The 15,085-nt window shown below is 53.1% G+C and carries 16 protein-coding genes and 1 pseudogene; 10 read left to right on the top strand and 7 right to left on the bottom strand.

Features of this window, described 5'->3' with window-relative positions; genetic code table 11:
- The first annotated feature begins 54 nt into the window (after positions 1-54).
- Together OES20_17465 and OES20_17470 are read left to right on the top strand one after the other, a co-directional pair.
- Positions 55-1,380 carry a DUF58 domain-containing protein gene (locus tag OES20_17465; GenBank protein MDH3636488.1) on the top strand — a complete coding sequence of 442 codons (1,326 nt, stop codon included), beginning with the start codon at positions 55-57 and terminating at the stop codon, positions 1,378-1,380.
- A gap of 107 nt (positions 1,381-1,487) precedes the next feature.
- The gene (locus OES20_17470) at positions 1,488-1,922 is read left to right on the top strand and encodes a TerB family tellurite resistance protein (protein MDH3636489.1); all 435 of its coding nucleotides are present in this window, start codon (positions 1,488-1,490) and stop codon (positions 1,920-1,922) included.
- 13 nt (positions 1,923-1,935) lie between these two features.
- Here OES20_17470 and OES20_17475 read toward each other — a convergent pair whose 3' ends face one another.
- The 6 genes from OES20_17475 to OES20_17500 all read right to left on the bottom strand — a co-directional run bounded on the left by OES20_17475 (position 1,936) and on the right by OES20_17500 (position 7,063).
- Positions 1,936-2,322 carry a hypothetical protein gene (locus OES20_17475; GenBank protein MDH3636490.1) on the bottom strand — a complete coding sequence of 129 codons (387 nt, stop codon included), beginning with the start codon at positions 2,320-2,322 and terminating at the stop codon, positions 1,936-1,938.
- Positions 2,323-2,461: 139 nt separating this feature from the next.
- The gene (locus tag OES20_17480) at positions 2,462-2,668 is read right to left on the bottom strand and encodes a cold shock domain-containing protein (GenBank protein MDH3636491.1); all 207 of its coding nucleotides are present in this window, start codon (positions 2,666-2,668) and stop codon (positions 2,462-2,464) included.
- A 501-nt stretch (positions 2,669-3,169) separates the two neighbouring features.
- Positions 3,170-4,111 carry an MBL fold metallo-hydrolase gene (locus OES20_17485; protein ID MDH3636492.1) on the bottom strand — a complete coding sequence of 314 codons (942 nt, stop codon included), beginning with the start codon at positions 4,109-4,111 and terminating at the stop codon, positions 3,170-3,172.
- A gap of 91 nt (positions 4,112-4,202) precedes the next feature.
- The gene (locus OES20_17490; protein ID MDH3636493.1) at positions 4,203-5,360 is read right to left on the bottom strand and encodes an aromatic ring-hydroxylating dioxygenase subunit alpha; all 1,158 of its coding nucleotides are present in this window, start codon (positions 5,358-5,360) and stop codon (positions 4,203-4,205) included.
- Positions 5,361-5,559: 199 nt separating this feature from the next.
- Positions 5,560-6,735, bottom strand: coding sequence for a UxaA family hydrolase (locus OES20_17495; protein ID MDH3636494.1), 1,176 nt, complete (start codon positions 6,733-6,735; stop codon positions 5,560-5,562).
- Between the two features lie 46 nt (positions 6,736-6,781).
- Entirely contained in the window at positions 6,782-7,063 is a 282-nt protein-coding gene (locus tag OES20_17500; protein ID MDH3636495.1) for a UxaA family hydrolase, read from the bottom strand.
- Positions 7,064-7,269: 206 nt separating this feature from the next.
- Between OES20_17500 and OES20_17505 the strand changes: the two genes are divergently transcribed.
- The 7 genes from OES20_17505 (at position 7,270) to OES20_17535 (ending at position 14,029) form a co-directional block, all read left to right on the top strand.
- Positions 7,270-7,998 (top strand): GntR family transcriptional regulator, encoded by a 729-nt coding sequence (locus tag OES20_17505; protein ID MDH3636496.1) that lies wholly within the window; start codon positions 7,270-7,272, stop codon positions 7,996-7,998.
- A 218-nt stretch (positions 7,999-8,216) separates the two neighbouring features.
- Positions 8,217-9,353 carry an alpha-hydroxy-acid oxidizing protein gene (locus OES20_17510; GenBank protein MDH3636497.1) on the top strand — a complete coding sequence of 379 codons (1,137 nt, stop codon included), beginning with the start codon at positions 8,217-8,219 and terminating at the stop codon, positions 9,351-9,353.
- On the top strand, positions 9,350-11,050 hold the full coding sequence (locus OES20_17515; protein MDH3636498.1) for a thiamine pyrophosphate-binding protein: 1,701 nt from the start codon (positions 9,350-9,352) through the stop codon (positions 11,048-11,050). Before OES20_17510 ends, OES20_17515 begins: the two co-directional genes overlap by 4 nt.
- 2 nt (positions 11,051-11,052) lie before the next feature.
- Positions 11,053-11,403, top strand: a complete 351-nt coding sequence (locus OES20_17520; GenBank protein MDH3636499.1) for a hydroxyisourate hydrolase — start codon at positions 11,053-11,055, stop codon at positions 11,401-11,403.
- A gap of 6 nt (positions 11,404-11,409) precedes the next feature.
- Positions 11,410-12,531 carry a dimethylsulfoniopropionate demethylase gene (locus OES20_17525; GenBank protein MDH3636500.1) on the top strand — a complete coding sequence of 374 codons (1,122 nt, stop codon included), beginning with the start codon at positions 11,410-11,412 and terminating at the stop codon, positions 12,529-12,531.
- The gene (locus tag OES20_17530; GenBank protein ID MDH3636501.1) at positions 12,528-13,361 is read left to right on the top strand and encodes a methyltransferase domain-containing protein; all 834 of its coding nucleotides are present in this window, start codon (positions 12,528-12,530) and stop codon (positions 13,359-13,361) included. Before OES20_17525 ends, OES20_17530 begins: the two co-directional genes overlap by 4 nt.
- Positions 13,358-14,029 carry a cysteine hydrolase gene (locus OES20_17535; GenBank protein ID MDH3636502.1) on the top strand — a complete coding sequence of 224 codons (672 nt, stop codon included), beginning with the start codon at positions 13,358-13,360 and terminating at the stop codon, positions 14,027-14,029. Before OES20_17530 ends, OES20_17535 begins: the two co-directional genes overlap by 4 nt.
- 53 nt (positions 14,030-14,082) lie before the next feature.
- On the opposite strand, the gene OES20_17540 is transcribed toward OES20_17535, so the two are convergent.
- Entirely contained in the window at positions 14,083-14,616 is a 534-nt protein-coding gene (locus tag OES20_17540; protein ID MDH3636503.1) for a hypothetical protein, read from the bottom strand.
- A 37-nt stretch (positions 14,617-14,653) separates the two neighbouring features.
- Here OES20_17540 and OES20_17545 point away from each other — a divergent pair.
- Positions 14,654-15,085: pseudogene (locus OES20_17545) on the top strand (transposase).

Here is a 15,085-nt window from a genome sequence, read left to right on the forward strand (position 1 = left end):
CGGCGTCGATGAAGTGCTCGGCAACCTGTTGGAAAAGGTCGACGCTCCGCGCTCATGAAGCCATCCCGTTTACTGGTTCAACTGCTACTGGTCTGGTTGATGCTGGGCTTGCTTGCCGCAGTGGCAACGATTTTCGAATGGCCGCGTTCATTCGAGATCAAGCTGGTTTTTTGGTGCTGGTTTTGCCTGGTGGTGCTACTGGCATTGCTCGATGGATTTTCCCTGCACAAACCCCGACTGGAAGTAACACGCAGCCTCGAGGCGCATCTCGCACTCGGTATTCGCCAGTGGGTGGGGATCAGGGTAAGCAACCAGGACCGGCACCGCCAGGAATTCTGGCTGACCGATTTCCCACCTTCGCAGCTGCATCTGGAAGGTTTACCAGTCAGGATAACGCTCGATCCCGGAGAGCATGCGGAGTTGCGCTACTCGATTACGCCGCTACAACGTGGCCCGGCAGAGTTTGGACGGCCCTGCTGCCGCGTTATATCGGGCTGGAAGCTGTGGGAAAAGAACTATTATTGCGGCGAGGCACAGGCCTCGAAAATCTATCCGAACTATAAACCGTTGTTTCGCTCCTCGTTTATCGGTAGCGATCAACTTTACCTCGATCTCGGTTTACAGTTGCGCCAGCGCCGGGGCGAGGGTACGGATTTCCACCAGTTGCGTGATTTTCGCGTCGGTGATTCACTGCGCCAGGTTGACTGGCGGGCAACCGCACGCTTTCAGAAACCGATATCACGTGAATATCAGGAAGAACGCGATCAGCAGGTTGTGTTCCTGCTTGATTGTGGGCGGCGTATGCGAGCCAAGGATGGCGAAATCAGTCATTTCGACCATGCGCTCAACGCGCTGTTGATATCTGCATTCGTTGCACTACGCCAGGGGGACAGCGTGGGCCTGCTCAGTTTCGCTGGTCAATCGCGATGGGTTGCACCGATCAAGGGACGCTTTCAAATAAGCCGGCTACTGGATCAGATTTATGATCTTGACAGCTCGCTTGCCGCCAGCGACTACCTCGAAGTTGCGCAGCAGTTAATGACGCGTCAACCGCGCCGTTCACTAATTATTCTGATTTCATCGCTGGAACCACAGGATCGCGATGATCTGGCACAGGCCGCGAGGCTTTTGTCACAACACCACCTGGTCATGGTGGCCTCGATGCGTCAGCAGGTACTGACCGACACGCTGGCTGGCGAGGTGGTTTCGATTGACGATGCATTAAGGTATTGTGGTGTCGCCAACCATCTACAACAGCAATCGTCAATGTACGCACAGTTGCGCAGCGATAATATAATTGTCGCCGATACGCCTCCGGCCTACATGCATTCGACCCTGATCAACGAATACATGGCCCTGAAACGCAGTGGAATTTTCTAGCCTGTTTGATACAAATCAATGGCAGTTGCTACGAATCGAACTAATATCATATTAATCGCTGGATATAAATTCATGTGTCTTGGCTAACAAAAAGATAGGACCCTGTTATGTTTGAATCGCTGACCCACTGGTTTGATACCCTCAAGAACGAGAGCAAGCTGTTCGATCACCCCGAGGACGAAATACTGCACAGCGCACTAGCGTCGGTGTTGTACCATGTGATCAACGCTGATCAGCACGTTGATGCTAAAGAAAAACATGAATTTGATCGCATATTAAAACAGGAATTCGATCTCAATGACGAGCAGGTCGATCATTTGTACCAAGCCGCCAAGGGATCGACCGCAGATGTCCATGGTGATTTGCACACCATTAACTTCTATCTGAAACACAATCCGGCGGTACGCATGACTTTCATGCGTAAACTACTGCAGCTGGTAGATATTCATGGTGCGCACAAGGGAAAGCTGAATTTATTCTACGAAACCCTGCACGAAGTATTTCCCGAGGTTAAAGAGATCGATCGCGAGGCGAATCTCTAAGGACAGCGAAGCGTTATCGAAGTGCGTCGGGATCACCGGGTCGCTCGGCGAAATGCAGCAATACCCCCGCCGGGTCCCAGACATGTGTTATTAGTAATCCCCATGGCATCAGCTCAGGTTTTGCAACCTTGGTGCCTGCAAATTTCCTGGTCAATCCAATGTCTTCAAAATGGTCGTACCATTCTTGCGCAGAATTAACCAGGAAATGCAGCATGAGGCTGTGCGCGTTGTTATTGTGGTTACGGGGCAGCAACAGGAATCGATATCCAAAGCTAGTATCGATTTCACAGACCTCTTCGCTATCCCAGTTAATCTTGAAACCCATGCATTCGTAAAATGCCTTGGATACGGCATAGTCGTTTGATGGAACAAAAGGCTTGAAGTCGTTTATCTTTCGCATGTTGCCTTAGCCCGTAACCTGCAGAGGTCGCCAGCTCATAGGCTACCGTGGATTCGATTTACGACGACGCCTTACCCAGAACTGCAGCGGCAACGCGTCAGCCTGGGCCATTAACTTAGTTTAATTTTGCGTTCTTGGTCTAGATCGGAACAACATTATTTGCACAGGGTCCTTTCTGGCCCTGGCCTACCTCGAACTCGACCGCCTGGCCGTCGTTCAGGGTTGCATAGTCGTCACCACTTTTGATTTCGGAATGATGCACGAAAAGATCCTTGCCGCCATCTTCAGGTGTAATAAAACCATAGCCCTTGGCTGCATTGAACCACTTCACGGTACCTTTACTCATACTTAATTTACTCGCTAATAATGGTGAATAATTCAAATAAATCCCTGTTCGAATTCACCGTTTCGAAACGGGATATTGATATAGCGGCCTGGACGCAAAGCGGTCCACCTTGAGACGGTTCTGAAAGAGCTCGATCCGCTGCAAGCCATTTTCAGGCGGTAATTACAGAATTTATATTCGCTTATCTTGGCTGCTACCCGGGTCATTTCGACCTTGCAGCTCATTTAACAAATATCGTTATCCCCAATAACCAGGCTATGTAATGAATGGCGTATTACGCATAGTGCCCTATCGGGCAAAGCAAAGAAACCGGGATTTTGCCAAAAAGGACGACGAAATGACCAATTCCAGCCAATTTGACTGTAAATATAAGGGACCTGGCGCCGAAAACCGGGGAACCGAAACATATATAGTCTCTTATTGAGACGGCACTAACGACCCGATCACTTCTTGCATCAGGGCCAGGATTGATCGGAGCTACCACGAATCGGTGTTGGCAAATTACTCCCATTCCATTTCGCTGTAGACTTGCTGCGCGTTTCTTCCGGCGATCTGCTCAAAATTGAGGAGGTAACTGAACTTTGCCTGGTCTACTTTTCCTATTGCCGACATGTCACCTCCACTTTCCATGAAATCAGCAACCGACTCGCGCAAGTAAAGCAGGTAATTATAGGTATCCCGCGTGGCCTGGGATAAATCGGTAGCATGGCCATGACCAGGAACAAGGTGCCCCGGTTTATGGGCTGCCATGGTTTCGAAAGCCTCCAGCCAGCTCTTGCTATTGGATTGTGACCCGACACCCAGCATTCGTTCGACGTAAACGATATCACCACTGAACATAACCTGATGTTGAGGCAGCCAGACATAACTGTCGCCGGGTGTGTGGGCCTGACCCGCGTGATGCAGCTCGAAAACCGTACCCCCGAGTTCAAACTCGAATCTTTCAGCGAAGGTCGTATCAGCGTAAACCGGCTCTGTTTGCTTGACGGCGTCTTCTCCAACGAGGTTGCCCAACACGATGAGCTGGTCCTGAGTGCGGGTTTTCTGATCCTCGACCGCCGCTTCGCTGGCAATAATCTGGGCACCTTGCGCTTTGAAATATCCGTTACCCAGCCAGCGATGATCCTGCCCGCCGGTATTGATCACCCTGACCACGGGTTTGTCGGTAACGCTTTGAATCAGTGCATAAATCCGGTTAGCGCCCGCATGGGTGCCGCCCGAATCAATCAGTACAACACCGTCATCGGTGACGACTAATCCGAAGGTCGCATTGTTGCCCAGGTTATCCGGGCTGCGATTACCAAGCTCACCGACGATCGCATACACATTATCGGATACCGGCTGCAGCTCCAGTACGCCATCCGCGTGGACCTGGCCAGAAAGTAAAGCCACTGCCGTTGCCAGCGCAACGGTGAACACCGTCTTTAGTTTACTTATGCTCATATTATGGTGTTATCGATTCTTGACAACATGATCAATAAAAGGTTTCCAGGTAACCGACCCGGGTCCGACTCTGATTGATTTTGCGGCAGCGCTAGAGGACATCACTGGTCAATTGCCGGGCAACCCATTTTGCGAAATGATGCGATGGCTTGTCCATGATGGGCGTGAACACGCCGCCGCTAAAGGCACTCGAGTGGCGACCGCGTTGCATGCCTTCGACCACGCCGATGTCTTCGTTGAATACCTTGGCCCAGACCTCGAGCCGGTGCGCCCGCGCTGCTTCGAATTCGGGGCTATCCGCTGCGTCACCAAGGTAGTAAATCTGCAAATGATCGAGCGAACGCTCGGCGGATACCGGCTGCACGTAGCGCGTCCAGAAATGATCAGCCTGAAATCCGAGAAACACGTTGGGGTAAAGCGTGGGATACTCGGCGACCATGTCCGACCAGCCGTCAAACACCGGGAAGGCAGCGAGGTTGGTTTTTTCGTGGTCATACCGCAGTGTACCCTGACCGGCAAATAGATCGTCACCGTAAAAGTGGTAGTGATCTTCGAGCTTCGATACCGCGTTCAAATCCGGGTGCACCGTGGGCAGGTGGTAGCTCTCGAGGTTGTTTTCGATGCACAGTTTCCAGTTGCCGGCAAAATCGATGGTGTAGCTACCATGGTTTGCGGCAGGTTTGAGAGCGGTAAACTTTTCTCTCAGTAACAGCTTGTCAATGCGCTGTTGCAGCGGGGCGATAAAGGTTTCGAAATCGGGCGCATCTGCCGAAAGATTTACGAAGACCAGGTCCATCCAGACCGCCGAGCGGGCTTCGCACAGACCGTGCTCATTCCTGTCTAGGTCATCGATAGAGTGGACGCCACTGCCGCCGACATTCGGCGTGGCCAGTAAGCGCCCGTCAAGATCGTAAGCCCAGCCGTGGTAGGGGCATTGAATCGTCCGTTTGACCGAACATGCCTGCCAGACCAGCTCGTTACCGCGATGACTGCAAACGTTATGAAAAACCTTTACTGCGCCTTGCCGATTGCGCAACATCACCAGCGGCTGCCCAAGAAATCCGATTGGTTGTAAATCCCCAGGTTCAGGAATGTTGCAGCCGTTACCGATGCAGGTCCAGGTTCTGGCGAACAATTGTTCCTGCTCCATGCGGAAAAAATCTTCGCTCGTATAGGCGTGGTTGGGCAGGCCACTCGCCAGCCCGGATTCCGTCGTGACTGCGTTAAAGTCAGATTTGGAAGGTTGCATGAAGGGATCGGCTCATGTTGAAAATCAAATCTCAAAGCTTACCCGGGCAGTCTCTCAATATCGACTCAAGGAATCAATAACTGCCCCGTGGAAATTTTGTCCCTGCAGGACCCAGCTGGCGCTGGAAAAACTGGATCGTAGTGGCGGATAGCTTGCGGGCCAAAATTGGCCCGCCAAAATATCCCCCGCGGTACGGGTTTTACGCGCTCTCGTAGAGCCGGGTCAGGACAAATTCCCGGTGTCCCAGGGCCTCGGCTGATGTCAGACGCCCGTTGGTGGTGCGGAACATCGAATCCAGCAGCTTGTCGCCGGCCTCGCTCGGGGTCATTTCCCTGCGCAGCAGACCCGAAACGTCAACGTCGACGTGCTCACTCATGGTGCGAACCGTGCGCGGGTTAGCGCAAATCTTTATCACCGGAAGAATCGGGTTGCCGATAATATTTCCCTGCCCGGTGGGGAAGAAGTGCACGACGTAACCGGCTGCAGCTGACAGAGTCACCATTTCGGCTGCCGCCGATGACGAATCCATAAACCACAGGCCCGGTCCCGTGGGTGCCTCGGCCTTGTCAAGCACGCCGTCGACCAGACATTCCTTGCCGATTTTCTGGATATTACCGAGCGCTTTTTCTTCGATGGTCGTTAAACCACCTTCGATGTTGCCCTTGGTAGGTTGTGAATCTGACAGATCCGAGGTTTTAAAACGTTCAATCAGATCCTGGTAGCGATTAAACATGAACATGAAACGCTCACGTACCTCGTCGTTGCGACAGCGCTCGGCGACCAGGTGTTCGCCACCGGTTATTTCGGAAGTCTCGCCAAACAGCAGGGTTGCGCCGTGCGGGTACAGCTTATCGAAAGCATTTCCGACCGTCGGATTTGATCCGCATCCAGATGTGGTATCTGATTCACCACATTTTGTCGAAACCCAGAGCTCGCTCAAGGGCGCCTCCTCACGTGTCAGTTCAGATGCCCACTGCACATACTCCTTGGCAACCTTGGAAGCTTCCATAATGGTTTCATGGTCGCCGTGTTGCTCGATACCGAATCCGGTAACGGGTTTTCCAGTCGCCGCGATGCCCTCGACAACTTTTTGCGTCCAGCCGTTTTCGATCCCGATAACCACGACCGCGGCGACATTGGGATTGGCGCCGGTGCCGATCAGGGTGCGGAAATGGAGTTCAAGGTCCTCGCCAAACTGTAATCTGCCGTAAGGGTGGGGTAAGGCCATGGCACCCGTAATATTGTTTGCGACTGCTTCACAGGCAGCATTTGAAAGGTCGTCGACCGGCAGGACAATGACGTGATTACGAACACCGACACGGCCATTTTCGCGCCGATATCCCGAAAAGGTTGCTGTACTTAAATCTTGAGACATTGCTTTATTCTCCGAAAGAGTCTGGGTATTGAATGGCGACTATTGATTACCAACGCTTGGTCTTGATGTTGTGAACATGGGCATGCTCACCGATACCGATATCGGCGATGACCTTGCCGATATCCGTGCCATACTTGATTACGGTATCGCCGTCCTGCATCGGCTTGATCGCAAGTTTGTGCCCGATCGGTATATCGCTGGCCGCCTTGAACTTGATATCTACGTCCTGATCCATTACCCAGCCGGTGATTTCTTCGCCGGCCTTTACACCCTCGACGACGACAACGCCGACGCTATCTCCTTCGTCATGCACTACAAAATCGATCATCTATATCTCCCGGTTAATTAATAATTATCAGAAAACAACACGGAGACGAGATCGTACAAGGATCTATACATCTAGTCAAATAGTCTTATATAAGAGTATAATGACCAGGCTTCCCGCCGCAGTCACCTGTGAAACCCACAGGCCCGGGGAGACGAGACGATCAGGTAAATCTGGTCACTGTTTGTTTGTCGAGGTTACAGGGTTCAATGCTGACATCTGAAAAAGGTTATATTTCGCTCTACATGCAAATCAAGGAGCTTCTCGCAGCCAAGATTGGCAACGGGGAGTGGTCTCCGGGTAATGTAATTCCCAGCGAGATAAATCTCGCACATGAGTTCGGTGTGAGCCAGGGCACGGTGCGCAAGGCGATCACGGAACTGGTGGAAAATAATGTGTTAATCCGCAAGCAGGGGCTGGGAACCTTTGTTTCCAATCATGATCTGCATCGAGCCCTGTTTCATTTTTTCCACATTACGGACAACAAGGGACACAAGGTCCTGCCGGACAGCTATGTCCTGACCTGTCACCGGAAACAGGCCTCGCGCAAGGAAATCTCGAAACTGCAGCTAGCCGAAAAAACTAGTGTAATAAGAATCGAACGGGTACGGAATTTCTCTGCCAGGCCGACGATGATAGAAACCATTACGTTACCCGCCGAACCATTTGGTGACCTGGTCAACGGGGGCAACTGCGAATTGCCCAATACGCTCTATGAACTCTACGAAAAGCGCTATGGAATCACAATACATAGCGCCGATGAACAGCTGCGAGCAACAGCTGCTTCAAAGCATGACGCAAGATTATTGAATCTGGAAGTTGGTACACCACTGCTCGAAATTGAGCGAGTGGCAATAACTCTTGATAAAAAGCCGGTCGAACTGCGTATCAGCCGGTGCAGCACAAAAAATCACTACTATCAAAATTCGATTTTCTAAATACCCGGGCGAGGACATCTTGCCTTGAAGACAGTTTCCAGGTAGCTGAGAGATCTTTACATTAATTTGTTGCAGCGGATTTCCCGGTAAGCCTGATTTGATCCTGTCATATCAAGTGTCCGTTAATATCAAATGTATTTGTTCTATTCGCCCCCAACAAGATAGACTTGCGCGTTGATTTATACAGAGAATCCGGTTTTCACCAGCTATCACAGGTCATGAGCAAGAAGATATTCAGTGCCTCGGATGCACGTAAATTCGCACGGCGGCGTCTGCCACGGGTAATCTTCGACTTTATTGACGGCAGCGCAGGTGAAGAAAGAGCCTGTGCGCTTAATGTTGAAATGATCGAAGCCTTGCGCCTGCTGCCCCGGGTACTGGTCAACGTGGAAAATCGCAACCAAGGGAAAGTTTTATTTGGGCAGAGCTGGGACCTACCTTTTGGTATCGCGCCGATGGGGATGTGTAACCTGACCTGGCCCGATGCCGATGCGATGCTCGCCAGGGCAGCCAAGCAATTCGGTATTCCGCTGGTGTTATCGACCATGTCTTCGAGCAGTATCGAAACCACCGCGGAGCGCGCCGGCGAACATGCCTGGTTTCAACTGTATGTCGGCCAGTCCGAGGAGGTTGCCTATCACCTGGTTGAACGGGCGGAGACCGTGGGTTATAGCAACCTGGTGCTAACCGTCGATGTCCCCGGAATCGGGGCACGGCCGCGCGAAAAGCGTAATGGCTTTCAATCGCCGTTTCGAATCAGACCGATGCAGTTTTTTGATTTCGCATTCCATCCGCGGTGGTCGCTGACGACGCTGAAGACCGGGGTGCCCAAACTCGCCAATGTCAACGTCCCCAACGGTGTGCAATTCAAGCGTAACGAGGCGCGCGGCAAGCTGGACTGGGATTTTCTTCAATGCTTGCGCGAGCGCTGGCCGGGCAACCTGATTGTCAAGGGCGTGCTCGGCAGCGAAGACGCGGTTCGCATCCGCGATACCGGGGTGGATGCGGTTTGCGTGTCCAATCACGGCGGGCGGCAGTTTGACAGTAGCCCAGCCGCGATCCAGGTGCTGCCGCAGATCAGAGCGGCGGTCGGTCCTGAATACCCGTTGCTGTTTGATAGCGGTGTGCGCAACGGTGAAGGGATTATCAAGGCGCTCGCACTGGGTGCCGATTTCGTACTGATTGGGCGTCCGTTTCTGTATGCTATGGGCGCCAACGGTTACACGGGTCTCGAGGAGATGATCGAACTCATCAGGAGCCAGATCGATATCGGCCTGGCACAGCTGGGTTGCCCCGATATCAATGACGTTGATGCCACTTACATTCTGGACACTTCATCTACGGGGGCTAAATGAAAGTGCGAGGAGGCATGTTGCTTGCCAGGGCGCTGCAGGAGAAAGGCGTAACCCAGGTGTTCACGCTCAGTGGCGGATTTTGCAATCCGGCGCTCGAAGGTTTCATGGAATGCGGTATTTCAGTCATCAATGCACCGCACGAACAGGTTGCCGGTCACCTTGCGGATGGGCATACCCGCATCACGCGCAATCCCGCGGTATGCCTGGTTGGTCCGGAAGGCTTTGCGACCGCGGTACCGGCGATGATGGAAGCCTGGGGCGAGCGGTCGCCGGTCATATTTGTTACCGGGTCGAGCACCTTGAAGCGCCAGGGCAGCGGCGGTTTCAAGGAGATCGACGACGTCTCCATCGCGGCGCCATTGACCAAGTTCAGCGTTTCGATTACCGATGGTGAGCGTATTTCTGAAATTGTCGACCGCGCCTGGAAGATCGCCCTGAGCGGTTACCCGGGCGCGGTTCATATCAGCATGCCGGTCGATATCATGTTCAGTTCGTTCGAGCAGGATGCGATGCGCGAGGAGCGTCCGTTCGACCGCAGTGCAAAACCGATGGCACGTGCCTGGCCCTGCCCGGATGATCTCGAGCAGGCGCTCGCAGCGATCAGTCGGGCGCAAAAGCCGATTATTATCGGCGGCCACGGGGTTTGGTGGTCGGGTGCAGAAACCAGTCTCGAGGCGTGTGCGGCGAAACTCAATATTCCCGTGTTTAACGTGCCCTACCATCAGAAACTGTTATCGGAGGCGAGCGCCGTATACATGGGGCTTGCCGATGTGCACCAGTATCACCCGTCGAAGCAGGCTATCGACGAATCCGATGTCGTGATCATGGTGGGAGCGCGACTCGATAACCAGATGAATTTTGGCAATCCACCCTTGTTTCCCGCGAGCACGCACCTCATCTGTGTCAACGGATCGCACGAGGAAATCGAAATGAATCGCGCCGCCGACCGGGTGCTGCTGAGCGACCCGGGTGCATTTTTCGCCGCACTCGGAGAGCTCGATCCATTCGCCCCGGACTGGCTTGAAACCAACCGCGGCTGGCGCGCGCAGTGGGTCAAGGACATGCTCGCCGATATTCCCGAACTCGACGATGACCGGATACATCCGCTACAGCTTGCGCTTGACGTGCAGGCGGCAATGAGCCACGGTGACTGCCTGGTTATCGATGGTGGTAATACGCATTTCTGGTCCGAAATCTCTGTCAACATCGCGGGCTGGGAAGGCCTCAAGCTGGGCAATATCCTGCATCCCGGTACCTTTAGCATGCTCGGTGTCGGCGTGCCTTTCGCCAGTGTCGCCAGGCTAAATCAACCGGATAAAAACGTCGTTGTCATCAGTGGTGACGGTGCCTTCCTGTCGGGCGGTTCGAGTATCGAGGCCGCGTTCCAGGAAAAGCTTTCAATCGTCGTGGTCATCGATAACAACGGCGGGCTTGACTGTATTTCGCAGCAGCAGGAAAGACTGTTCTCGAAGCAGCAGCATTTCGCGACCGATTTTCGCGATATCCCGTTTCACACGATGTTTGAAGGATTGGGTGGTTATGGCGAACTGGTCGAGAAACGCGCCGATATCACCCCGGCGGTCAAGCGCGCGCTTGCAAGTGGCAAAACGGCCTGTGTTAACGTCAAGACGGTCGGCCACATCAGCCCTATCGTGCTGGCGACTACGAGCAAGCGCGATAAAGCCTCAATCGAATAATTATGGCGACTGTATCTTCACATATTCTCGATTCAGTAAGCGGCAATCATGCGACCGGCATCCGCTGCCAATTGTTCCAACTCAACGGGGAATCCAACCGGCAGCTCGTTTTCGATGTCAAAGCCGATGGCGAAGGCCGCATCTCGGAGTCAGTGGAAATTGAAAAGGCTGACCGCAACGCCGAGTTCGAGCTGGTTATACACAGCGCAGCATATTTCAGCATGCAGTCGATCGATGCCGATTCGATGGTGGAAACCATAGTAATCCGTTTTACGATGCCTGACTCGCATAAGCGTTACCATATGCCGGTGATGCTGTCGCCACACTCGTATACCACCTGGTGGTCGAGCTAGCGCTGAATGTCAGAATTCAAGCTGCAAGTTTCGCGGCGTCAGCGCGCAACACCCTACACGCCACGCGTCGAAGCACTCGGGGTTTCCGGTTACTCGATTGTTAATCATACGATTCTGCCAAAAGGTTTCCAGCGCAGCGTCGAGGAAGATTACTGGCATCTGAAAAAGCATGTACAACTGTGGGACGTCGGCTGTCAGCGCCAGGTTGAACTGCATGGACCAGATGCCGCGCGACTTGCGCAACTAATGACGCCGCGCAATTTGCGTAACGCACAGGTCGGCCAGTGCCTGTATGCACCGATGGTTGATGAAAATGGTGGCATGCTGAATGACCCGATTATTCTTAAACTTGCCGAGGATCAATACTGGTTTTCGATCGCCGATGCCGACATGCTGCTCTGGGCCAAGGGGCTTGCCACCGGCATGGCGCTGGACGTCCGTGTCGAAGAACCCGACGTCTGGCCACTGGCGGTACAGGGACCCCGGTCGGATGACCTGGTGGCACGCGTATTTGGCGAGCAGGTGCGTAGTATTCGTTTTTTCCGCTTCGAGCGCTGTCCGTTCCAGGGTCACGAGCTGGTGGTGGCGCGTTCGGGTTTCAGCAAGCAGGGTGGTTTCGAGATTTACGTCGATGATTTCGCACTCGGGACCTATGTCTGGGACGCACTGTGGCAGGCCGGTGAGGGACTTGAGCTCGCTCCCGGCTGCCCGAATCTGATCGAACGTATCGAAGCCGGATTGCTGTCCTACGGTAACGAGATGACGCGCGACAATAATCCGTTCGAATGCGGTCTGCAAAGGTACTGCCAGCTCGATGGCAGCCTGGAATATATTGGTAAATCTGCTTTACTTGAGATTGCCGGTAAAGGGCATGCGCGCGAGATTCGAGGTCTGTTATTCGATGGTGATGCCTGCCCCGCACCACAGTATCCGTGGCCGGTCACGAGTGACAATAAGCAGGTGGGTTATGTTACTTCGGCGCACTGGTCACCGCGATTCAATCAGAACGTTGCGCTGGCGATGCTCGATCAGGGATACTGGGACGCAAATACGCTGATCAGCATCAGGTCGGGTGATGGGCAGCAGCGCAATGGGATCGTAATCGCTTTACCGATGGAGGACCAGTGACCAATATCAAGTCGATGAAGCTGTATACGCATGTTGAGCGTGTCTACCGTGAACTGGGTGAACTCGGCAAGACAATCGAAGATCCGCTAAACGTTTACGACCTGGCACCGTTCGACCAGCTGCACTACCACGGCACCGATGCGCTTGACGTAGCGTTGGCAATGCTCGGTGTCGACCTGCAACAGAACTGGCTCGAAATCGGCTCGGGACTCGGCGGGCCGGCACGTTACCTCGCGACCTGCAGTGAGGCTCGTGTCACGGCGCTCGAACTGCAACCAGATCAACACGAACTCGCGCTCGACATGACCGGGCGTTGCGGACTGGAAGATCGGGTTGAACACGTATGCGGCGATTTTCTGGAGTTCGAGCGAGAACCGGGCAGTTTCGATGCTATCGTGAGCTGGCTTTCGCTATACCACATTCCCGAACGCACCCGCTTGCTCGAAAAATGCCATCGCCTGCTGGCACCATCGGGTTGTTTCTACACCGAGGACCTGACCGCACGCGGCGATATCGACGACGGTCAGCGTAGCCTGCTTGAGCGCGATCTCTACGCGATTACGCTGCGCCATATCAACGATTATCGGCAAGACCTGGAAAACGCCGGGTTCGAGGTTGAGCTTTGCCAGGCCATGAGTTCGGACTGGGCCGAGTTTGCGCGCGTCCGCCTCGCCGCTTATCGTGCCGATCGAGCGCGTCACCTGCGCGTGCATGGTGAAGCCGCAGTCACCGCGATGACCGATTTTTATACCGCGGTTAATCGACATTTTCAATCAGGGAAACTGGGCGGAGTACGACTTTGTGCGCGCAAGTCCGGGGTGATGACATGAGCGACTGGAAAACCGCCTACCGATCGTTTTATTACGAAACCGCGGATCTGCCGGAAGACATCGTGCTCTCGCCGGCTAAAACCGCACTGCTGGTAATCGATATTCAAAACACTTACATGGAAATTGATCCCGACACGGGCGAGGCCGCGCGCTGGGCGCCGTTCCGCGAGCGCATGAACGAGATCGTGATCCCGAACACCGCGAACATGATCCGTTTTTGCCGCGAGCAAGGCATCGAGGTGATATTTGCGCGCATCGCCTGCCTCAAGCCCGACGGTCGCGATCGTTCGTTGAGCCAGAAAAAACCGGGATTTAACTACCTGCTGTTGCCGAAGGACTGCGAGGACAGCCAGATCGTGCCCGAACTGACACCGGATGACGAGGATATTGTCGTCATCAAGACCACCGACAGTGCGCTAACCGGGACTAACCTGCGCCTGGTATTGCGCAACATGGAGATCGAAAATATTATCGCCGTTGGAATTTTCACCGACCAGTGCGTCAGCTCCACCGTGCGCAGCCTCGCCGACGAGAGTTTCAGCGTGATCGTAGTCGAAGACTGCTGTGCAGCTGCCACTGAGGAACTGCACCTGAACGAACTCAAATCGATCAACATGATCTACTGTCATGTTTTGCAGTCAGAAGATGTAATAGAATCAGTAACTTAGAGGAATACTTTCACAAAATCACAAAATATTCACAAAATAATTCGCTAAGTTGTTCAATCTGTAGCCTCAATAATTATCCTTTTCCTATCATAAACATCGACCATTTTTTCGGATTTATGGCCGCTGGCCTTTCTCTTATCTCCGGTAAAATCACTGACACCCTTTGCCTTTATATCGTGAAAGACGAACCACTCAACTCCTGCGCGTTTAACCAGTTTTCTAAATCCTTGTGTAAATGTGTCGCCCTTTATTCCCATCCCAACTAAGGGCATGTCAGGAACTCGCATTTTGCCTTTCAAGCCTAGTTCTACTGCTGCGCTAAGTCTTGGTGTCCATAGGGTTAAAGCACTGTTAGAACCTTTTAATCTTCGCGTATTAAGCCCCTCAGCTTCAACATCCCGATAACGGGTGTTAAGCACTTCACTGCGACGCATCCTGCACAAATAAGCCAGTTCCATTGCTACTTTGTACTGGTCGGGAGCAATATCATAAACGGCCTTATATTCAGCGTCAGTGATATATCGATCTCGTGGTGATTCCGGGATTCGGCGAACACCTTTATGGACTTCCCAGGGTTTGCTAAACACCTAATAGCGTCAAAATGTAACGCTATTGGAGGTGTTTATGAGCAGCAAGCGGTACACAGAAGAATTTAAAATCGAAGCTGTAAAACAGGTAACAGAACGAGGATATTCAGTTGCTGAAGTAGCTGAGCGACTGGGAACGACAACGCACAGTTTGTATAGCTGGCTGAAGCGTTATGGGCAGAAGAGTCCCCAGCAGACAAACAGGGTTGATGACCAGGCGGGGATCGCCCGTCTCAAGGCCGAGCTGCGCCGCGTTACCGAAGAGCGAGATATTTTAAAAAAGGCCGCGGCGTACTTTGCCAACGACCACGGGTGAAGTACGCCTTTATCCGTGATCATCGTGGCGAGTTTTCGATTCGAGCGATGTGCCGGCTCTTTAAAAGTGCATTTCAGTGGTTTTTATGCCTGGTTGCACAAGCCAATGTCGGCCAGAGCGATCGAAGACCAACGATTGCTGAAGTTGATCAAA

This window comes from Gammaproteobacteria bacterium (genome assembly GCA_029862005.1).
Lineage (GTDB): Bacteria > Pseudomonadota > Gammaproteobacteria.